Origin of the sequence: Corynebacterium sp. LK31 (assembly GCF_014335015.1) — a bacterium.
GTDB classification, from domain to species: Bacteria; Actinomycetota; Actinomycetes; order Mycobacteriales; family Mycobacteriaceae; genus Corynebacterium; species Corynebacterium jeikeium_D.
In genome coordinates this window covers 1-20,217 of the sequence record NZ_PDGW01000017.1, presented here as the reverse complement: position 1 = coordinate 20,217, position 20,217 = coordinate 1, and the positions used below count along the sequence as shown (strand labels likewise).

Annotated in this window: 17 protein-coding genes; 8 read left to right on the top strand and 9 right to left on the bottom strand. The window is 59.7% G+C overall.

All coding sequences use genetic code 11. The annotated features are described in order from the left end of the window. Nucleotides 1–80 precede the first annotated feature (80 nt). Nucleotides 81–1,223, top strand: a complete 1,143-nt coding sequence (locus tag CRD18_RS07420; protein WP_016423321.1) for an alpha/beta hydrolase — start codon at nucleotides 81–83, stop codon at nucleotides 1,221–1,223. A 131-nt stretch (nucleotides 1,224–1,354) separates the two neighbouring features. Here CRD18_RS07420 and CRD18_RS07415 read toward each other — a convergent pair whose 3' ends face one another. The 3 genes from CRD18_RS07415 to CRD18_RS07405 form a co-directional block, all read right to left on the bottom strand. Continuing rightward, entirely contained in the window at nucleotides 1,355–1,996 is a 642-nt protein-coding gene (locus CRD18_RS07415; protein ID WP_187406620.1) for a DUF3239 domain-containing protein, read from the bottom strand. Nucleotides 1,997–2,021: 25 nt separating this feature from the next. After that, complete coding sequence (locus tag CRD18_RS07410; protein ID WP_016423319.1) at nucleotides 2,022–3,725, bottom strand: DNA repair helicase XPB; 1,704 nt, start codon at nucleotides 3,723–3,725, stop codon at nucleotides 2,022–2,024. A 148-nt stretch (nucleotides 3,726–3,873) separates the two neighbouring features. Beyond that, entirely contained in the window at nucleotides 3,874–6,390 is a 2,517-nt protein-coding gene (locus CRD18_RS07405) for a helicase-associated domain-containing protein (protein WP_187406619.1), read from the bottom strand. Between the two features lie 74 nt (nucleotides 6,391–6,464). Between CRD18_RS07405 and CRD18_RS07400 the strand changes: the two genes are divergently transcribed. After that, nucleotides 6,465–6,653, top strand: coding sequence for a hypothetical protein (locus CRD18_RS07400; RefSeq protein WP_016423317.1), 189 nt, complete (start codon nucleotides 6,465–6,467; stop codon nucleotides 6,651–6,653). 440 nt (nucleotides 6,654–7,093) lie between these two features. On the opposite strand, the gene CRD18_RS07395 is transcribed toward CRD18_RS07400, so the two are convergent. Continuing rightward, on the bottom strand, nucleotides 7,094–7,714 hold the full coding sequence (locus tag CRD18_RS07395; protein ID WP_016423316.1) for a transglycosylase family protein: 621 nt from the start codon (nucleotides 7,712–7,714) through the stop codon (nucleotides 7,094–7,096). An 870-nt stretch (nucleotides 7,715–8,584) separates the two neighbouring features. Between CRD18_RS07395 and CRD18_RS07390 the strand changes: the two genes are divergently transcribed. After that, nucleotides 8,585–9,016: a cold-shock protein gene (locus CRD18_RS07390; RefSeq protein ID WP_005511873.1), complete on the top strand. Its 432-nt coding sequence runs from the start codon at nucleotides 8,585–8,587 to the stop codon at nucleotides 9,014–9,016. 72 nt (nucleotides 9,017–9,088) lie between these two features. Here CRD18_RS07390 and CRD18_RS07385 read toward each other — a convergent pair whose 3' ends face one another. Continuing rightward, nucleotides 9,089–9,583 (bottom strand): DUF2771 family protein, encoded by a 495-nt coding sequence (locus CRD18_RS07385; protein ID WP_049193037.1) that lies wholly within the window; start codon nucleotides 9,581–9,583, stop codon nucleotides 9,089–9,091. 122 nt (nucleotides 9,584–9,705) lie between these two features. Further along, nucleotides 9,706–10,866, bottom strand: coding sequence for a glutaminyl-peptide cyclotransferase (locus CRD18_RS07380; RefSeq protein WP_049193038.1), 1,161 nt, complete (start codon nucleotides 10,864–10,866; stop codon nucleotides 9,706–9,708). A 23-nt stretch (nucleotides 10,867–10,889) separates the two neighbouring features. On the opposite strand from CRD18_RS07380, the gene CRD18_RS07375 reads away from it, so the two are divergent. The 3 genes from CRD18_RS07375 (at nucleotide 10,890) to CRD18_RS07365 (ending at nucleotide 14,120) form a co-directional block, all read left to right on the top strand. Next, entirely contained in the window at nucleotides 10,890–11,582 is a 693-nt protein-coding gene (locus CRD18_RS07375; protein WP_224433761.1) for a DUF3027 domain-containing protein, read from the top strand. Between the two features lie 141 nt (nucleotides 11,583–11,723). Further along, nucleotides 11,724–13,238, top strand: a complete 1,515-nt coding sequence (locus tag CRD18_RS07370) for an NCS2 family permease (protein WP_070653139.1) — start codon at nucleotides 11,724–11,726, stop codon at nucleotides 13,236–13,238. A 9-nt stretch (nucleotides 13,239–13,247) separates the two neighbouring features. Next, a complete protein-coding gene (locus CRD18_RS07365; RefSeq protein WP_070545908.1) occupies nucleotides 13,248–14,120 on the top strand; it encodes an RNA methyltransferase in 873 nt (290 codons plus the stop codon). 3 nt (nucleotides 14,121–14,123) lie between these two features. On the opposite strand, the gene CRD18_RS07360 is transcribed toward CRD18_RS07365, so the two are convergent. The 3 genes from CRD18_RS07360 to serC form a co-directional block, all read right to left on the bottom strand. After that, nucleotides 14,124–15,029, bottom strand: a complete 906-nt coding sequence (locus CRD18_RS07360; protein ID WP_069359663.1) for a hypothetical protein — start codon at nucleotides 15,027–15,029, stop codon at nucleotides 14,124–14,126. Between the two features lie 15 nt (nucleotides 15,030–15,044). Then, the gene (sepH, locus tag CRD18_RS07355; protein ID WP_083276388.1) at nucleotides 15,045–16,172 is read right to left on the bottom strand and encodes a septation protein SepH; all 1,128 of its coding nucleotides are present in this window, start codon (nucleotides 16,170–16,172) and stop codon (nucleotides 15,045–15,047) included. A gap of 141 nt (nucleotides 16,173–16,313) precedes the next feature. Next, complete coding sequence (gene serC / locus CRD18_RS07350; protein ID WP_070549879.1) at nucleotides 16,314–17,450, bottom strand: phosphoserine transaminase; 1,137 nt, start codon at nucleotides 17,448–17,450, stop codon at nucleotides 16,314–16,316. Between the two features lie 725 nt (nucleotides 17,451–18,175). Between serC and CRD18_RS07345 the strand changes: the two genes are divergently transcribed. Beyond that, nucleotides 18,176–19,471, top strand: a complete 1,296-nt coding sequence (locus CRD18_RS07345) for a citrate synthase (protein ID WP_016423307.1) — start codon at nucleotides 18,176–18,178, stop codon at nucleotides 19,469–19,471. A 216-nt stretch (nucleotides 19,472–19,687) separates the two neighbouring features. After that, nucleotides 19,688–20,047 carry an FKBP-type peptidyl-prolyl cis-trans isomerase gene (locus CRD18_RS07340; RefSeq protein WP_005511805.1) on the top strand — a complete coding sequence of 120 codons (360 nt, stop codon included), beginning with the start codon at nucleotides 19,688–19,690 and terminating at the stop codon, nucleotides 20,045–20,047. Nucleotides 20,048–20,217 lie beyond the last annotated feature (170 nt).

Genomic DNA, 20,217 nt, shown 5'->3' with positions numbered 1-20,217 from the left:
AGAATTAACTAAGCGTCGATCGGATCCTCGGTTTCCTCTTTTGGTGAATCCTCGTTGGCTCTCTGTGGCAGACTGTCTCTATGACTAATCAGACACCTAACTCCGATGTGGTTAACCTCGCTTCTTCTGAGGACGAGGCTCAAGACAACTTCACTCCCGTAACGACCGAAGAAGGTAAGCTACAACAGCTTATTGAATGGCTCGAAGAACACGTCTCGGCCTATTCCTACTTGAGCGAGGTTGTCCCCTTGGGTGCCTCTGAGGAAGACATTGAGAAGGCTCGTGCTTCAGTCAATGACCGCGGCGCTCGTATGCCAGACGCCATCATTCACGGTTCAATGATGGTCCTGGGGGCGGCCGTCAACCATTCCTCGCCATACCTTGCGTATGCCGACGGCAAAGTAGAGGTGACGGATACGACGGTGGGGGATAGTCCTAGCGTTCCGGTGCGGGTTTTTGTCCCACAGGATCCAACCGGGTCTGTGGTAGTTGCTGCACACGGCGGCGCTTTCTGGATGGGCGACGGCAGTCTGCGTGAGAATTCCTTCGGCCCAAATATGGCTGCCCTGGCAGCCCGATCGGGCGCAATTGTTGTGGACGTGGATTACCGGCTCGCACCAGAGAATAAGGTATCTGAGGCCGTCTATGACATTGCGCGGGTAGTCGCATCTGTCGCAGATGATTCGTTGCAGCTTCAAAAATTGGGTGCAATGCCCATCAGTGATCAGAACCCGTTAGTTCTTTATGGTGTCTCTTCAGGCGGCCACAACGTTGTTTCCGCGGTAGACCAGATTAGTCAAGACACTCCGGTTGCTCTGTTGCTCGTTGCCCCGGCTCTAGACCTGCGTGGTGCTCCTGCGGTGTGGTTGCAGGCATTCTTCGGCACCTCTGATGATTCGGCAAAGGAAGTGTCACCGGGATTGCATGAGCCGTCGCGAAGCATGCGTGTCCACGTTCAGGCGGCCTCCCGCGATACTGTTGTTCGGCCAGCTACCGAGTACCTGAAGAAGGTCGAGGAGGCAGGTGGAGACGCCACTCAGGCGGTATTCTTGGCGACTCACCAGATTGCGGTTCCAAAGGTTCAGCGAGAGCAGATTACGGACGCGGCGCGGTTCATTCTAGAGGCCACTCACACGGAACGTGAGCTGCCAGAGGACCCGGCAGGTGAATACGATAAGGAAGCGATTGACCGGCAGAACGAAGAGTCCTGGGGTAAGAGCTAGTCAACCCGTTTCAGTTCCTAATGGCGCTCTCGCTGTGCATGTGAGCACCGCGGAGGGGAGCGCTGCTAAGGGAAATCGGGGGCGGGGCTAGAACAGCTCAGTGCCAAAAGGTCGGGGCTAACAGCCCCCGACTAGTGCAGCGGCAGGAGATTGCGCTTCGTTGCGTGTACCTCTTCCACCCGGTCGATGTTGCGTTCGAGCACATTCCAATCGTTGACCGGAATATTGCGCTGGGCTTGGGCAATGACTGACTTGTCTGGAGTGGACCACGCGAGCGGCACTGGGGTGATCTCGTCGTAGAACTCGGTGCGGCTCTTGTGCGTACCGGCCACAGCAACAGCTGGCACCTTCGCGCCCACACGGCGGGGAACCCCGGAAATCGTGGTGACAGTTCGTGTAGCCAGGGCCGGGACGGGCTCGCCATCGGAGGGGTCTTTACGCATGTCCACCAAGGTCATCAGCACCATGGTTCGCTCATCCACACGCGCAATCATGGCCGGAACCAGCGGGGATTCGTCGTAAAGCTCTTGCGGATCCTTAATTGCGCGTCGCACCTGGAAGGTAACGCCGACGTAGAGAGCCGCGAGGGCGAAAAGCACAACCGCGCTGCCGATAACAAACGGCGTGCGGTCGAAAACTATTAGAACCAGCACAGCGCCGACGAGCAGCAGAGCAGAGAAAATGCCGGAGGAGATGAGCAGTCGGCGGGCATCGCGGTAGTACTCGTTGTTGGCGTTGGTGTGCTCGCGGTTGACGGGGAAGTGAAAGTTCATGGCAGTCCTTTAGTTATCCAGTTTTCTAGGATTCCGAGCTAGCGGTGGAATCACCGGGCAGGGAGGGCCCGAGGTACTCGTCTGCGTCGACGATTCGGTAGGCGTAGCCCTGTTCCGCCAGGAAACGCTGGCGGTGAGCTGCGTATTCGGTATCGAGCGTATCGCGAGTCACCACCGAGTAAAAGACGGCGCCACCACCATCGGACTTCGGGCGCAGGAGACGCCCCAGGCGCTGTGCCTCCTCCTGTCGGGAACCGAAGGTGCCGGAGATTTGCACGGCGACAGAGGCTTCGGGAAGGTCGATGGAAAAGTTCGCAACCTTGGAGACCACCAGCGTGTTGATCTCGCCGCGCCGGAACTTCCCAAAGAGCTCCTCGCGTTTGGCGTTGGACGTCTTTCCTTCGATGACGTCGACGCCGAGCTCTTCGCCGATCTCTTCGAGCTGATCCAGGTAGGCACCAATCACCAGAGCGGGTTCGCCCTCGTGTCGGGCAAGGATTTGCTTGACGACGGGAATCTTCGTCGGCGTCGTTGCGGCCAGACGATACCTGTCGGAGGCCTCAGCCGTGGCGTAGAGCATGCGCTCGGACTCGGTCGGGGTCACGCGGACCTCAACGCAGTCTGCCGGTGCGATCCAGCCCTGGGCTTCAATGTCCTTCCATGGGGCGTCGTAGCGCTTCGGGCCAATCAGGCTGAAGACGTCGCCCTCGCGGCCATCTTCGCGCACCAGGGTAGCGGTGAGCCCCAGTCGACGGCGCGACTGCAGATCCGCACTCATTCGGAACACGGGAGCGGGCAGGAGGTGGACCTCGTCGTAGATGATGAGGCCCCAGTCGCGGGAATCGAATAGCTCGAGTGCGCGGTATTCTCCCTTAGTCTTGCGCGTGACCACTTGGTAGGTCGCAATGGTGACGGGGCGAATTTCCTTCTTTTCGCCGGAGTATTCGCCGATTTCGTCCTCGGTCAGCGAGGTGCGTCGCAGCAGCTCGTCGCGCCACTGCCTGCCGGCGACGGTGTTGGTGACCAGAATCAAAGTGGTGCGCTGCGCGTCTACCATGGCCGCTGCACCGACGATTGTCTTGCCTGCGCCACAGGGCAGCACCACGACGCCGGAGCCGCCTTCGCGGAAGGAATCAGCCGCCATGCGTTGGTAGTCGCGCAGTTCCCAGGTGTCGTGGCCTCCGGTGCCCTGATCCTGCCAAGCGATGGCGTGTGCCTCACCGTCGATGTAGCCGGCGGTGTCATTGGCAGGCCAGCCGACCTTCAGCAGCTCCTGTTTGATTCGGCCTCGCTCGGAGGGGTGCACGGTCCAGGTGTCGGCGTCGATTTGCTCGCCGAGCATCGGACGAATCTTTTTGTGCTTGGTCACCTCGGCCAGTACCGCAGGGTCGTGTGAAACCAGAATAAGGCCGTGAGCTGGATGCTTGGTCAGGCTCAGGCGACCGTAGCGGTCCATGGTCTCCGCGACGTCGATAAGCAGCGGCTGTGGGACGGGGAACTTGGAGAAGCGCTCGAGGACATCGACCACCTGCTCCGCGTCGTGACCGGCGGCGCGGGCATTCCACAGCGCCAGCGGGGTGATGCGGTAGGTGTGCACATGTTCAGGAGCACGTTCGAGCTCCGCGAACGGTGCCAGCGCCGCGCGTGCCGCATCCGCCTCCGGATTATCGACCTCCAGCAGCACCGTCTTGTCCGATTGGACGATCAGCGGACCCGTGCCGAAACCCATTATTTCCTCGCCTCGCAGACATTCGACCAAAAATAAGCTAAAGGTCAATTCTGCCACGATTACGCAGAAGATGCGGCACGGGCTCGAATCATCCCGAACCGCCACATTCGCTTCTGCATCGCTTTACGACGGTCCGCGCGCCCGCCGCCTAGTCGACAGGATGTACTTCGGTAATGCGATGCAGCAGGAAGCGCAGCACTTGACTGGTGGCCGGGTCGATAGCATCGACCTGCCCACCGGAGACGGTGACTGGGCGCACGCGCTTGCGGCCGGGTTTGCCGTTGCGGTCAACGTAGCTCAAATACAGGTCGTCGCCATGGCGAGCCGCGCGCTGCAGAAGCTTGAACGCTTCGGTGCCGGAGGCGTAGTCGCTCGTGCCACCGGTGCTAGCGCTGGCACCGGCAGCCGTGCCCGTACCTGTCGCCGAATCCGCAGCCGAGCCAGAGACCCCAGCAGTGTTGCCACTGGCTGCAGTGCCACTGGAACTACCAGCGTGCTCAGCAGCACGGTTGCCATCGGCAATAGCCGTCAACGCCTGGCTGATGCGTTCCGGTTCGGGCATCGTTGTACGCGCAGTAGGCACCGGAGCTGGCGCCTCAATGCGGCAGGGAGCGCGACCGAGATCCAGCACCAAACCCTCTGCATCTTCGGCGATGATGGAAAAGCCCGCATTTCTAGCGGTCTCAATCACCTGGGCAAGCGGGGCCTGGCTAATTAGCACCGTTTCGGCAATCTTCCGCAACGCCAGGCTTTGCCCAGCCTGGTGACTCTGGAATGAGGCCAGCAGGGCCGGATCGTCACAGCGGATAAACGAAGCTGCGGGGCCACCGCGGAGACGACCGTGGCGGCGGGCGACGTCGTCAAGCAAATAGGTAATGGACTGCGGCACCTCGCCGACGGCGTAGCGCGAAAGAAACTCCGAGATATCGGCGGCGTTGATGCCGGCGTCGAGGGCATCGCGGAGGCTGTCTTCGGTCACACGGTAGACGCTGGCGAGGCCGGGAGATTCCAGCTGCGCAATCGAACTGAGCATGCGTTCCATCTCCGGGGATGCGGGGCCCGGTACGACGATGGTGTTGTCCGCCTGGACCATCAGGTACGAGGCGTTCGGCGGCAAGAGGTTGTTGCAGGCGGCACGTAGATCGTCGAAGGCCTCGGCAGTGCCGGATTCGATGAGCGCGACCGTGGCTTTGCCGACCTCGCTAAGTCCGACGGAAATTGTTTCCACGCCCGGGTCCCGCACGACGATGCCGAGGGCGACCAGCTCGTCGACCACGCCACTGAGCGTCTCGTCTGTGCACCTCGCGTTGGTGATTGGGTAGTAGTAGGCGGCGGATTCACGCAGGTCAGTCAGAGCAATGACGTCGTTGTCGCTTGCCGACGACGCCACCTGCGCACAGCAGGCCAGCACCATTTCCCGGATTGACGGTACCCCGGAGAGCCGAGCTTGTGGGGAGAGCAGAGCAATGCGCTTGCCTTCCTCATTGAGCTGGTCGACCCGCCAGGGAGCTGCGTCGCTAGTGCGAGTGCCGACCGTCAAACTCACCCACCGGTCAACCAGATCGGCGTCGAGAAAGCCGTCGGCTGCCAGCGTGGGGGCGAAATAGTCACCACCGGTGTCATGCAGTGGCACCGGATGCGGAGTGCCGACATGAACCAGGCCCGCTGCACTGAGATTAGCCACGCCGCGAGCCAGCTCCGAGATGTCGACGCCGAGCTCCTCGATGAGATTGCGGGTTTCCCGCACTCCGATGACACCGTTTTTCAAGGTCGGCGCGGGGTCGGTTCCCAGCAAGTCCAGCAGGTCAGTCGCCTGTCGCAAAGTTTCCCAGGCAGTGGCGGCAGCACGGTCGTTACCGCTGGCGATCACCTGGGTAGCGGGGGTTTCGGGGCGCAGGGGGACGTCGTCGTCGGCAAGCCCGACTCCACGCATAAGCGCGCGAACGGTGGCGGGCAGGCGGACGGTGCCCTCGTCGATGCGTTCGAGCAGGCCGGCGTTGATGAGCGCTGGGACCGGCAGTGAAGGGTCGGCATCCGGATGAGCGTCCTTTGTGACGCCGAGCCCTCCGGAGTTGGCGAGAGTATCCAGGAGACGCTGCTGCCTGTCTGTGACCTCGGTGAGTGCCGTGCGTAGCTGGCTGCGGCTGGGGCCATCGGGATTGGGCAGAAGATACCAGCCAGGTGGCAACGAGGTGGCGACCTCATCGCTGAGGCAGAAGTAGTCCTGCCAGGGCAGAGGCTTCTTGCGGGTGGACTTGCCGGTGAAGGTGCCGCGGGGGCCGGGACCGTTGCCCCAGATGAGTCCGTATTCGCGCAGGGTATCGAGGCTTGTCCGAATATGCGTGGCCGTGGGCCGTTGATTGGCGGGAACCTCTGCTCGAGAGAGTAAGTCGAGAATGTAGTCGATGAGGGCGTCCGCAGTGACGGGTTCGGCGTCAGCACCGAGGTCGGCGGCGGCCTCAATGCAGGCGAGCTCCAGTGCGGGCAGTCTGGTCAGCGCGCGGGAGACAGAAGCGCGGAGCTGGAGCCTTGCCGCTAGCACCTGGGAAGACTTCGGCGGTGGCGACAGCGCATCGGGGCGATTGCTGAGGATAGTGCCCACAAATTGGTCTGGTTGACCTGCCAACCAGTCGGAAAAGAGTGCAAAGGGGGTGGTGCTAGTCATGACAATCCCCACTTTAGTGAGATTTAAGGAGGGGAGAAGGTGACTGGGGAGAAAATTTTTGGGATAATCTCAGCATGGCTAACGTTGCAAAGAAATCCTATGTCGATCCCGGCTGGCCGAAGGACCTCGAGCCTGGTCAGCACGCTGTTACTGAACTGATTGCTCACCACGCTGGTGCAGATTCGCCTTTCGGCGACATTGAGTTCCCGGTTGATCCGGAGACTCTGGGTTACGTGCACCCGACCACGGTGATTAACAAGTAATCTTTTAGATTCTTAGCAGAGCTACTTCTGCTGGAGGCCCGCAGCCGTGACTGCTAGTTCAGCCATGGCTGCGGGTTTTCACATCAGTGGCCTCGGGGCGGGGGCTTGAGTAGGGGCGCTTGAAGTGGGGGCTTGAAGTGGGCGGGGGCTTATTCAAGCCCAGTTTTTGGCCAATCCACCGGAATGGCCCCATGGATGCGGGCTGCAAATGTGAAACTGTGTAAGTTTATGACACTTTCAAGCCATTTTTCGGGCCATTTTTGTCATAAACGCAGTCACTAACTCGCGTTGGCAGGCGGTCGCCAGCCATAAACGCAAGCAGTAACTCACGCAGTCACTAACTCGCGTTGGGTCGGCACCGCCAATCTGCGGAAGGCAAAAAGTAGCCCCGAGGGGATTACCCTCGGGGCTACTGTGATGAGCTGGCTAGCTCGAAAGTCTTAAATCAGACCCTGCAGCTTCGACAGGTCGAACGGAATGGCTGCGACCAGTTCCTGCGGGAGCTCAACCTCGCCGGTCAGTGCACGGAACTCAGCGATGAGTGCCTGAGCGTCGGACAGGCTGTCGACGTTGGACAGGCGGTCAGCGAACTGCTGAACCAGGTCAGTCTTGGAGTCGGAAGCAGCAGCTGCCGGAGCGGCCTGTGCGCGAACAGGAGCGGAGCCCTGGCTCGGGTGCGGACGATCGGTCGGGCCGGAGGAGAGACCCAGGCTTGCGGAGCAAGCCGGCCATGCGCCCCAACCCTGCTGAGCCAGGACCTTCTCAGCAACGTAAATCTGCTGCTCGCGGGAAGCCTGATCAGCGGTCGAAGCGAACTCGTTACCACCGAAAGCGTTCCAGGTGCTTGCGGAGAACTGCAGACCGCCGTAGTAGCCGTTTCCGGTGTTGATGTGCCAGTTGCCGCCGGACTCACACTGTGCCAGGCGGTCCCAGTCGGAGTCCGGAGCTGCAGAAGCGGTCGGTGCGAAGATAGCGGCACCGGCACCGAGGATTGCGCCGGTCAGTGCAACCTTTGCCGAAGTGGAAGCGAAGGTGTTGGTCTTAGCTGCGTGGCGAGCCATATGAAAATTTCCTTTTCGTCGATTTTCTTTGTGGCGCCAGTGGGGCTAATGCAACCCCATCTCACTCTTATGGAAAGTTCTTCACGTTATTGATAACGGGCCGATGTCATCGCACTGGAGTGAGATGAAGGCGATCTATGCGACTTCGTCCGTTAAACGCGTCGATTGCACACCGTAGCGGTTGATAACGAAATAGTCACGCGAATCGCCGGATTCTTAATTTTGAGCGCAGGTGGGAAATATGCATAAAAGTAGGTGAAACTGCAGGTAAGAGACGTGACTGTTATTGGTGTTGTGTAAGTTAAAACTTCAAAATGTGATAAAGCTCACGTTATCGTCTTGTTATTTTTCCTGTTTTGGCGCGTCTCCGGTACTTGAAAAGAGGTCATAAGAGATAGCCATAAAGAACCAACGCTGGCAGTTAGTTACCGTCTCGGTGTGTCAATCCGCGAGCGTGCTCGCTTCACTCAAATCCGTCTTCCCTTTATGTCTCCATCTATGGGTATAATTGAGTTCTTTAGGTAATCGGAGGTGACGTGCACATGCACGCCGCTACCGCTGCCGCCACTTCGCACTAGTAAGCAGTAATAAATAATGTGTTCCCCGTTGGAGTGCGTCCTGTTTTGGTCGCACCTTAATTAAAGGAACACCATTAAGACAGCGCCCGGCCCGGCATATCCTCGCGATCCTGTCTGGCCAGGCTCGCCGCGAGCGAGCCTCTAACTCTGGCCGTTTGTGCGTGCGAGGACGGTGGCAAATGCGGAAGAATTGCATCTCCGATCCGAAGACCCCGAAGGGCAGTCACCGCTGCACAAGGGGGAACGAGGTTGAGTGCCCCCAGTCACAGGGCACGGGAAGGTTAGGTGGAAAGTGCCCATCGGTAAGGTCAGGTGGTACGACAAGGATCGCGGTTTTGGCTTCGTTTCGAATCCGGACGGTGAAGATGTCTACATCGGCAAGAACGTGCTGCCGAAAGGTGTGGAAGAACTCGTAACTGGTCAGCGCCTGGAGTACGACTACGCTGACGGCCGCCCAGGCCCGCAGGCTCTCCGGATCAAGGTGCTCGACGAGGGACCGCGCGGTGCCCGTCACCGCCGTGGCGGGGCAGGTGGGGGCGCAGGAGCCCGTCGTCAAGCAAAGAAGCACAGCCCCAGCGATCTCAACGGCATGATTTCGGACATGATTTCCATGCTGGAGTCGACGGTGCAGCGTGACCTGCGCGCCGGGCGTTACCCGGAGCGTAAGGACGGCCACCAGATGGCTGAAGTCCTGCGTGCGGTCGCGCGCGAGCTGGACTCGTAAGTCGGTAGAAGATGTGAAAAACGCCCGCTCACGAAGGTGGATAACCTCAGTGAGCGGGCGTTTTGCTGTGCTTTACGACTGTTCGTTGACGATCGACCAAGTAATACCGTAGGTGGTCTCTTCACCCTCGGAGTTCTTTCCGATGAGCGCGGTGGAAACCTCCACGACCCCGAGTGGGGTGCGTTTGCCGGCAACAGCTGCGGAGCCGGCGATGGTCTCGGTCGTGGCTTCGCCCGGATCCTTGCGAGAGGTGGAGTTGACCGCATCGTCGGAGAAGAAACGCTGCAGAGTCCAAGAGTTAGAGCCAACAGTGGAGCCGACGTTAACCTCAGCTGTCTCCTGCTCGCCCAGGGAGATCTTGGCGGCGTTGGCCTCAGTCGTGGTGCAGGCATTCTTCTCAAAGAGGTCGCAGACACGGTAGGGAAGAACCTCTGTGGTTTCGCCGTCCTGAATGACCTCGATGGACAGCGCGTGCGGGTCGTCGATTGCCTGGTTGGTCCACTTATTGACGGCAAGGACAATGCCGGTGACGACAAGACCCACCACGACAATAGCGCCGACAACCATGAACGCCTTACTATTCTGTTGCCAGCGGCGCCTACTCGATCCCATCAACTCTCACTTCCCGACATTCGTAACGGAATTGAAGCTACGTTCAGTCACACTAGCCGTTCTCGGGCTAGATACTGCTATTCACTCACGGTAACACGGTAGGCCGTGGGCCATTTCTTCCCTGTGAGCAGGAACTGGCGGGGGCCATTGGGGGAGGTAGAGGAAGAATCCGGCAATAGAGCAATGCCGTTGAGCACATCAATACTGTTTTGCTCTGCCGGGGAGAGCTGCGCGTACAAGTCGCGGAAGAGCTCGGTGGCATCGACGATGCCTGTGACCTTTCCGTCTTCCGGGTTGATGCGGTAGATGAATGGACTCTGCCAGACGTTGGCCCAAATCTCGCGGTGCGATTGCGGGGAGTTTGGTCCGTCCGCGTTGCTCTGGTTGTTTGAATCGCTCGTGTCCGCTGGTGCTTCGTCCGGAGCTGCGTCCGGGGCTATGTCGGTGTCGACAGTGACGCACTCGAGTTCGTTGAGCCACGTTGTCTCTGTACCTGCTGCAGTGACGGGCAGTTGACGCTGGGAAGAGAGGTCATCGGGGGCGCGGAAAGTGAGGGTGCCACTGCCGTCGGAGGTCACGATGGTGTCCTCGAAGGAGCACGCGCCCCAGCCTTCGGTGTCGAAGGGAACCTCGCGACGCTGCTTGAGAGTAGCCGCGTCGCGTTCAATGGCGCGTCCTTCCTTCCACGTCAGCTGCCACACGGTATCTCCATGACGGGTAATCCCCTCGCCGAAGAGTTCAGGCTGTAAATCTTCCACGTTGGTCGGCTCGGCTGCAGAGTTGTCGAGCCACTGCGGTAATCGGTAAATCTGGGACTCGCCGTAGAGGCCGGTGCCCATCAACAAAGAGCCATCGGGTTCGAACTCAAGGCCCTGGACAAAAGGCGCAGCGACGTTCTTCTCCGTGGGAAGTGGTGGAGCCGAGACAGGATAGGACTGCTCGATGGCCAGTTTCAGTGTCGGAACGTCACCGAGCCCCGGCACCTTATCGGCACCGACCAGTTCGGAGGGATTAACCGATGCTGAAGTCGACCTTGGGGCGGTGCCGGAGTTCGAGCCGGCACTAGCTCTACTAGTAGTGGCCTCGCCTGAGTGATTGCCACCTGAACCAGTTTCAGCCGCACAACCGGCCAATAGGGCGGCAGTTGCCACGGAGAGGATGGCAGCTCGGGCCGTCGTAAAGCGTGATGAGTGGAAGGTGCGGGCGGGTTTTGCGTCGCCCGACGGGAATCTGTCCATAGCTTCACTCTAGGATAGGAAACGTGACTGAAAATCGACGACGTTCCCGAAACAGCCGCCGACGGGGGAAGGTGATGAATCACCAGGCGGTCGACACTGCCCGTACCGCGATTGAAGAGCTCGGGGAGGGGCCTGCCGGCGCGCACACCGGTGTAAGTGTCGTAGGCGAGGGCGTTGCGGTGCATCGTTTTGCGGCTGACCTGCCCGGATACAGGGGCTGGGAGTGGCATGTGGTGGTCGCGTGCGCGCCGGGCACTCAACAGGCGACGGTCAGTGAAGTGGCTCTTGTCCCTGGCGAAACCGCGCTGCAGGCGCCTGAATGGGTGCCCTACGAGGAGCGGCTGCGCCCCGGTGACCTCGGTCCGCGCGATTTGTTGCCGGCTGCAGTGGGAGATGAGCGACTCGACGGCGATGACTTGCAGACCCGCACCTTGTCGGCGCGTGGTGTGGAAGACACCGAGCAGCGTTGGGAAGAGGGCGATACCGGCCCCGAGAGTGACTTTGCTCGGGAAGCATTGCACCGCTGCCGAACCTGCGCCTTTATGGTCCCGCTGACCGGTCCGCTCGGTAAGAACTGGGGCGTGTGCGTTAACGAATGGACATTCGATGCCACGGCCGTAAGCTTTGACCACGGCTGCGGTGCTCACTCAGCTATCCCGGAAGTAACGGGGCAGGGTGCACCGGTGGCGGAACCCTACCAGGATTCCCACCTGTAGCTTTCCACCTAGGCAAACGCGATGACGGAGAAGGTGCAGTTTCGACGCCACTGTGGCCCCAGAGACTGCACCGTTACGGATTTCGGCACAAAAATTCCGCTCTGACACGGATAGTAAAGAGACTCTAGAGAGGCATAAAAAATGGACAAAGGTACGTCCACCTCTGCAACATCCTCAGATGAGGCGAAGGACTCCAAGCCTGCACGGAAGGGGAGCCATCTTTCGGCAGTGGACCGCTATTTTCACATCACGGAGCGCGGTTCGACGACCGTGACCGAGATTCGCGGTGGCGTAGTGACCTTCTTCGCGATGGCCTACATCATTCTGCTCAACCCGCTGATCCTCGGCAATATCGAGGATGTCAACGGCAATAGCCTGGGGATACCACAGGTCGCTGCTGTCACCGCGCTCGCCGCGGGTGTCATGACCATTACTTTTGGTCTCTTTGCCAAGTACCCCTTCGGCATTGCGACGGGCCTGGGCATCAACACCCTGGTTGCCGTGACATTCGTTGCTAACGAGGGGCTGGCCTGGGAAGAAGCGATGGGCCTGGTCGTGCTGGACGGGGTGATTATCGTGCTGCTGGCGCTGACCGGATTCCGCACAGCTGTCTTCCACGCGATTCCGTCCGATATGAAGGCCGCGATGAGTGTGGGTATCGGCCTATTCATTGCCATGATTGGTCTGGTCGACGGTGGCCTGGTTCGCCGTATTCCCGATGCCGCTGACACGACTGTCCCGGTGCAGCTCGGCATCAATGGTCAGATTGCCTCGTGGCCGACCGCCGTGTTCGCCCTCGGGCTGATTATCTGCGGCATCATGGTTGTCCGCAATATTCCAGGTGGCCTGTTCATCGGCATCGTGCTGAATACCATCATTGCGCTCGCAGTCGAGGCCTTGACGGATGCGGGCCCCTCCTTCGCTGATGGCAAGCCAGTGCCGACCGGTTGGAATCTCGCGGTACCGACTCTGCCGGACCGCGTAGGCGGCATGCCGGACTTGTCCCTCGTTGGAGCTGTGGATCTTTTCGGATCCTTTGCCCGCGTCGGTGCCCTCAGCGCCACCATGCTGCTGTTTACCTTGGTCCTGGCGAACTTCTTCGATGCCATGGGCACGATGACTGGTCTGGGCAAGCAGGCCGCACTTGTCGATGAAGACGGTGTGCTGCCGGACATGAAGCGCGCACTGGTTGTCGAAGGCACCGGTGCCATTGTCGGTGGTGCAGTCAGCTCCTCGTCGAACACCGTCTTTGTGGACTCCGCAGCGGGCATCGCCGATGGTGCACGCACTGGCCTTGCCAACATTGTCACCGGCATCCTCTTTCTGGCAGCGATGTTTTTCACCCCGCTCTATGAAATCGTGCCCATCGAGGCTGCCGCGCCAGTGCTGGTCATCGTCGGTGCCATGATGATCGGGCAGATTACCGAGATTGATTTCACCCGTTTCGACATCGCACTGCCGGCATTTTTGACTATTGTCACCATGCCGTTTACCTACTCGATTGCAAATGGTATCGGCATCGGTTTCATCACCTTTGCTGCGATGGCTATCTTCTCGGGTCGTGCCAAGTCCGTACATCCGCTGATGTGGATTGTCTCCGGCCTGTTCATCATCTACTTCGCCGCCGATCCGTTCACCGCTCTGCTGGGCGGCTAAAGAGTTTCCATGAGTACCACCACATCCCTCGAACGCTTTGCGCCCATCGTCGTCGACGATCCCGCCGACAGCCGTCTCGATGACATCCGCAACCTCAACAAGTCCGATTCCCGCCCCGATTTGCCCGGTGGGAAGGGGCTGGTCATCGCCGAAGGCACGCTCATTGTGCCGCGGTTAGTGCGCTCACGCTTTCCGCTCCGCGCAGTCTTTGGTACTCGCCAGAAGCTCGCATCGCTTGCCGACGGACTGACCGCGAGCGAGGCCGCTATTGCGGAAACGGTGCCCTGGTTTGAACTCGACCGCGAGGTTCTGGCCGCAGCGGCCGGATTTGATCTTCACCGCGGCCTTCTGGCCACCGCTGACCGCGCGCCGGAGCTTTCGGTGGACCAAGTTCTGAGTGGAGCAACCACCTTGGCTGTGATGGAGGGTGTTGGGGACCACGAGAACATCGGGGCTCTGTTCCGTAACGCGGCGGGCATGGGCGTGGATGGGGTTGTCTTCGGCGCGGCCTGCGCCGATCCGCTGTATCGCCGCAGCGTGCGTGTTTCCATGGGGCATGTGCTGACAGTCCCATTTGCGACTCTGCCCGGTACTACGACCACCTGGCAGCGAAGCCTGGACCAGCTCAAAGAGCAGGGCTTCCGCGTGGTGTCGATGACCCCTGCGGGCACGGTGGACCTGTGGGATGCCATGGACACGGACAAGGTCGCGATTCTCGTTGGCGCTGAGGGGCAGGGGCTTACCGAGCACGCGATGGCAGCCACCGATGTGCGTGCTCGCATTCCCATGTCACCGGGAACTGACAGCCTGAATGTGGCTACCTCCGCGGCGATCGCGTTCTACGAGCGACTGCGCGTTCAGTCGCAGCGCGCAGGGCGGTAGAAACTATTTCCCGAACTTGCCTCGCGCCCGCTGCCAGGTGCGGCCAGCGAAGTTCTTGGCCTTAGCCCCAAAGCGACTGAGCTCCTCCAGAAAGTCTCGGTTCGGCTCTGCGTTGTGAACTTCGTAGTCGTCGTAGGCGCGGTCAAGCTCTGCGCCAGACTCGGACGAACCCGGCTCACCCATTAGCCCGCGTGGACTACGAGACGTCGAATACGAAGCTCCGGGAGCCGCACGACGGCCATCCACCGCAAAACCACTAACAGGGATATCGGTAGCGGGCGAATGCGGGTCGAATCCGAGCCAGTCGGTGATGACGGCGTCGGCAAGCTCTGCCGGAACGAACGGCAAACCGACCCCCTCGCGTGGACGTGAACCCGTACCTTCGAAAGCATCGGGCAGCGGGCGGTGCTTGCCCGCCCAGAAGCTGCCCTCTGCGGGGCAGGGAAGACCGATGTCTTCCAGTGTGCGGTAGCGAGTAGCGGAGAAAGCACGCTTGAGCTCACCATCGTGCCAATGCGCAAAGGCACCGAAGCCCGTGGATTTATTCGACACACTCGCGTAGACGTCCGTGGCGGCAATCTCCTGGCGCAGACGAGGCGACAGCTTGGACAGCTGCGAGACATCATCGAGAACCGTCTGCAGTACGGCAACGCCCTCAAATCCACCGATGTAGTATTCACCGTCACCGGTTTCCGCCGAGCGGTTGAGCGGGAAATCACCAATCGGTGTTACCGGCAACGTCGAGTCATAGAGAGCTAGGAAACGACGCCCGAAACCGCGGTCATGCTGAACACCTGTCTCCAGGGTCGCAGCAGGGTCATTGGTGCTGATAAACCAAATCGTGACTACACCGCGGCGAATCGCGGAGAATTCGAAATCAGAAGCGTTGCCACTGGTCATGGAGCTCATTGTCGAGGGAAACTCCTACTTCTTCGGGCCGTTCGGACGTACGCCGAGTAGCACATCCTCCCACGACGGCATGACAGTCTTCTTCTTGCGCTTCGGCTGCTCCGCGTCCGGGTGCTGCAAGAACTCCGCCTCGTCAATATCGTCGTCGGCGGCATCGCTTTGCGACGGAACATCCTGCTCCCCGTGGCCTCGCTGCGGCTCCGCCGAAGACTGCCATGCGGCTGGCATCTCAGAGGTATCCGCGGTATCAGCAGCTCGATTGGCCTGCGGAGCCAAGTCTCGGTTGCGGCGGGCAAAGTCGGGGTCAATCAGCTCTGCTGCCAGCTCATTGCGAGCAATGGTGAGTGCGGAAAGTCCCTCCGCCTGGTAACTCCACTCAGCTACGTTGGTGGTGTGGCCGACATTCCAAGTAACCGTCACAATCCACTGTCCACTCGGGTCGCGGTAGGCATCCCACGAGGCATCGGCGAGTTCCTGGCCACGAGCGGCAAAAGCGGTGGCGAGAATCTCCCACAGGGACAACTTGGCCGGGCCATCAATGCGACGTGGCTTCGACTGCTTGCCGAGCTCCGCAATACGTGCGCGCTCTGCAAGCACCGGGTAGGCGAAGGACTCAATTTTGCGCGGCTGCATGCCGCTGTACTCAATGAGCTCCTCCACCGTTTGGCCGCTGCGAATGCGGTCCTGAATTTCGCGCGGCGACAAAACTACGCGAGGCTCTTCCAGAACAGGCTTCGGCGCCGTTGGAGTCTTCTTCGGTGCCCCGCCTGCCGTAGCGGAGTTGCCGGCCGCCTCGCTGCCTTCGGCCGCGTCGCCGCTTGCGGTGGTGGCTTCCGCTGTGCTGCCACTAGTGGAACTTCCGTCGGTGGAGCCCCTCTCTGCGGTAGCACTCTCCCCAGAGCTACCGCTGGCAGTGGCGGTGGCGGCGCTGGATCCGTCGGCAAGCGATGCGGAATCAGCTGCAGCAGGGGAACCGGCGGCATCGGCGAGCTCGAAGTGCTCGACCAGGAAAGTGCGCAGGTTCTCGTCGAGAGGCAGCGTGAAGCGAAGTCCCTCCTGCCGTTCCTGCTCGGTGATATCGGCGGGAACGAGAATCAGTGAATCGGTCACATCGCCGTCCAGAACGGGCTTCAGCTCCCTCATGCGAGAACCTCCTTGTTGGTCGACGTTATAAGTAATGCTCACTAATCATGGTAAACGACAAAACTCCCGCGTCACGGACAAATGGGGCAATGCCCTTGCGCGTGGCGCGGGAGTTATGCGGCTGAGGCCGGTATTTGGCTGTTACTTTGCAGCGTAGCCGTTGTCCAGAACCCAGTCGATAGCGCCAGTCAGACGACGGATGTCCTCCGGGTCGATGGCCGGGAACATACCGATGCGCAGCTGGTTGCGGCCCAGCTTGCGGTACGGCTCGATGTCGAGGATGCCGTTGGCGCGCAGAACCTTGGCAATCTGTGCGGCGTCGATGTTGTCCTCGAAGTCGATGGTGCCGACGACCAGCGAGCGCTTTGCAGCATCGGTGACGAACGGAGTTGCCTCCGCGCGGTTCTCAGCCCAGTTGTAGAGGTGGGAGGAGGACTCGGTGGTGCGGGCAACCATGCCGTCGAGGCCGCCGTTGGCGTTCATCCACTTGACCTGATCAGCCAGCATCAGCAAAGTGCCGACGGCCGGGGTGTTGTAGGTCTGGTTCTTGCGGGAGTTATCAACGGCAGTCTGCAGGTTCAGGAAAGCCGGGATGAAGCGGTCGGAAGAATTGATCTTCTCAATACGATCGATGGCAGCCGGGGACATTGCAGCCAACCAGATGCCGCCGTCAGAAGCGAAGCACTTCTGCGGGGAGAAGTAGTAGACGTCAGCCTGGGACATGTCGACCGGGAGGCCGCCGGCACCGGAGGTGGCATCGATAGCCACGAGCTGGCCCTCGGAGCCTGCCGGGCGGGTGACCGGAACCATGGTGCCGGTGGAGGTCTCGTTGTGAGCCCAACCAATAAGGTCAACGCCCTCTTCGCCAGCGACAACCTCAGGTGCGGAACCCGGCTCTGCTTCGATGATCTGCGGAGCGTCGAGCCACGGAGCCATCTTGGAGGCCTTGGCAAACTTGGAGGAGAACTCACCGTAAGTCAGGTGAGCGGACTTCTTCTCGATGAGCCCAAAGGTGGCAGCATCCCAGAAAGCGGTTGCGCCGCCGAGGGACAGGACAATCTCGTAGCCTTCCGGAAGCTGGAAGAGCTCAGCCAGACCCTCGCGAACCTCACCAACAACGTTCTTCACTGCCGGCTGACGGTGGGAGGTACCCATGATAGAGGTACCGCCGTCAACGATTGCCTGAATCTGTGCCGGGCGAACCTTCGACGGACCGCAACCAAAGCGGCCGTCGCCGGGCTGGAACTCTTCAGGGAGGACTGGGAATTGATCGCTCATATGAGGCGCAACCTTTCAAAGTGCATTCAAAGTGAAGCTTGATATACAGCCGTTGTCTTCAAACTCTAGCGGTAATCGGGGGTACTTATAGCAAAAGGGTGGGGTTCAATTGCCCCCGCTTCCGTACTTTGCATAACAAAACAGGGTGGATTGGCGTATTTGCAAAGTTTGCGAAGAATTTTTTCCAGTTTTGTTGGTGCTGAAAACTTGGCGGTGTGGGGCCTCGGGCGGGCGGCGAGGGGTGAATTATTGTGGATTTAGTCGATGTGTTTTCGGGCGTCGGCTCGATGGCTTTTGAACTTTTAAAGACATTGGCCGCTGAATGGGCTCCTGACCTCCTGATTAGTAAATGAGCAGTGACAACGTAATAAACCCGTTTTTTCCATTTGCATTTCGGGGTGAAGAGGGGTCAAGATTGGGTAAGCCCAGGCTGCCCGAATGGGGTAGAGGGTGTTGCACTGCTCACACTCTTTGATATTGTGTGTTCTAATCCACTGCAGGTGTCGGTTCTTTATGGTTACGACACGGTCGATGTGAACTAAGCAAACTTTTTTCACAGGGCAAGATGCAATGGAACGCAAATGTCGCGCATAATTGAATCATTGAAAACAATGCGACCCCGAAGGGGTGGCGTGGAGTTGGGAGGCAGCATGCTGTTTTCCGCTGTGCCTGCTTCCCCCGCACTCTGGAGTCGTTAAGAAAAATTTTTCTGTGAAAGGGAAGTTGTGGCTACTAAAGACGGCAAAGCTGTACTCCACTACCCGGGCGGCGAGTTCGAGATGGACATCGTCAAGGCAACCGAGGGTAACGACGGTATCGCACTGGGCAAGATGCTCCAGGAAACTGGACTGACCACCTTTGACCCAGGCTACACTGCCACCGGTTCTACCGAGTCCAAGATCACTTACATCGACGGCGGTAACGGCATTCTGCGCTACCGCGGTTACCCGATTGAGCAGCTGGCTGAGAAGGCTACCTTCAACGAGGTTTCCTACCTGCTGATTCACGGCCACCTTCCGTCTGAGGAAGAGCTTGCGCAGTTCAACCACGACATTCGTCACCACACCCTGCTGGACGAGGACTTCCGTCGCGCATTCAGCATCTTCCCGCGTGGCGCACACCCGATGCAGACCCTGGCTTCCTCGGTCAACATTCTGGCTTCCTACTACCAGGACGAGCTGGATCCGCTGAACGAAGAGCAGCGCAACCTGGCTGCGGTTCGCCTGATGGCTAAGGTCCCGATGCTGGCTGCATACGCTTACCGCGCATCCAAGGGTGAGCCGTACATGTACCCGGACAACAACCTGAACGCTCGCGAGAACTTCCTGCGCATGATGTTCGGTTACCCGACCGCTGACTACGAGGTTGACCCGGTAGTGGTTGACGCTCTGGACAAGCTGCTCATCCTGCACGCTGACCATGAGCAGAACTGCTCCACCTCCACCGTCCGCATGGTCGCTTCCTCCGGCGCTTCCATGTTCGTCTCCATCGCTGCTGGTATCAACGCTCTGTCTGGCCCGCTGCACGGTGGCGCTAACCAGGCTGTTCTGGAGATGCTCGAGGACATCCAGCAGAACCACGGTGGCGACGCAACCGAGTTCATGAACCGCGTGAAGAACAAGGAGCCGGGCGTCCGCCTGATGGGCTTCGGTCACCGCGTCTACAAGTCCTACGACCCGCGTGCAGCTATCGCTAAGAAGACCGCTCACGAGGTGCTCCAGCACCTCGGCGGCGACGAGCTGCTGGATCTGGCTATGAAGCTGGAAGAGATTGCACTGGCTGATGACTACTTCGTCTCCCGCAAGCTCTACCCGAACGTTGACTTCTACACCGGTCTGATTTACCGCGCCATGGGCTTCCCGACGGACTTCTTCACCGTCCTGTTCGCCATCGGCCGCCTCCCGGGCTGGATCGCTCAGTTCAACGAGCAGGTCACTGACCCGGCATCGAAGATCAACCGTCCTCGCCAGATTTACACCGGCGAGACCGAGCGTGACTTCGTTCCGCGCGACCAGCGCTAAGGATTTTCTAGCGATTACCGCGTAGGAGTTTCTCGCAGGTAACCCAGCATAGAAAAGTCCAGCGTTGAAAACGCGAAAAGGCGCGTACTAGCCTTCGAAAGGTTGGTACGCGCCTTTTATTTTTCCTAGAATTCTAAGAAACCCCATTTAAGTTGGGTCCATTTACGTTGGGCTGAATACCAACTGTGAAAAAGCCAACTGTGATAGGAGATTGTCTTGTCCAAGCCAGAACTCACTGCTAAGTCCGGTCCGGCTCCGACGGAACTCGTCATCAACGACCTCACTGTCGGTGACGGCAAGGAGGCCACCCCGGGTGCTCGTGTCGAGGTCCACTACGTGGGTGTTGACTACGAAACCGGTGAAGAGTTCGACTCTTCCTGGAACCGTGGCCAGTCCATCGAGTTCCCGCTGAACGGCCTGATTGCCGGTTGGCAGGAAGGCATTCCGGGCATGAAGGTCGGCGGTCGTCGCGAGCTGATTTGCCCTCCGGAGAAAGCTTACGGCCCGGCTGGTGCAGGACACTTCCTGTCTGGTAAGACCCTGGTCTTCGTCATCGACCTGTTGGACGTTAAGTAGAAGTCCGCATGCTAGCTCTGTTGGCCGGCTGAGCTTCGCTCCGCTTCGCGGTTCCTGCTCATCCCTCCGTCGGCGGTTTGCAGGATTTCCGGCGAAGAAAGTGACTGCGTTTATGACACTTCAGGCGTGAAAAATTGCCCAAAAGTGTCATAAACTCAGTCACTTTCTTG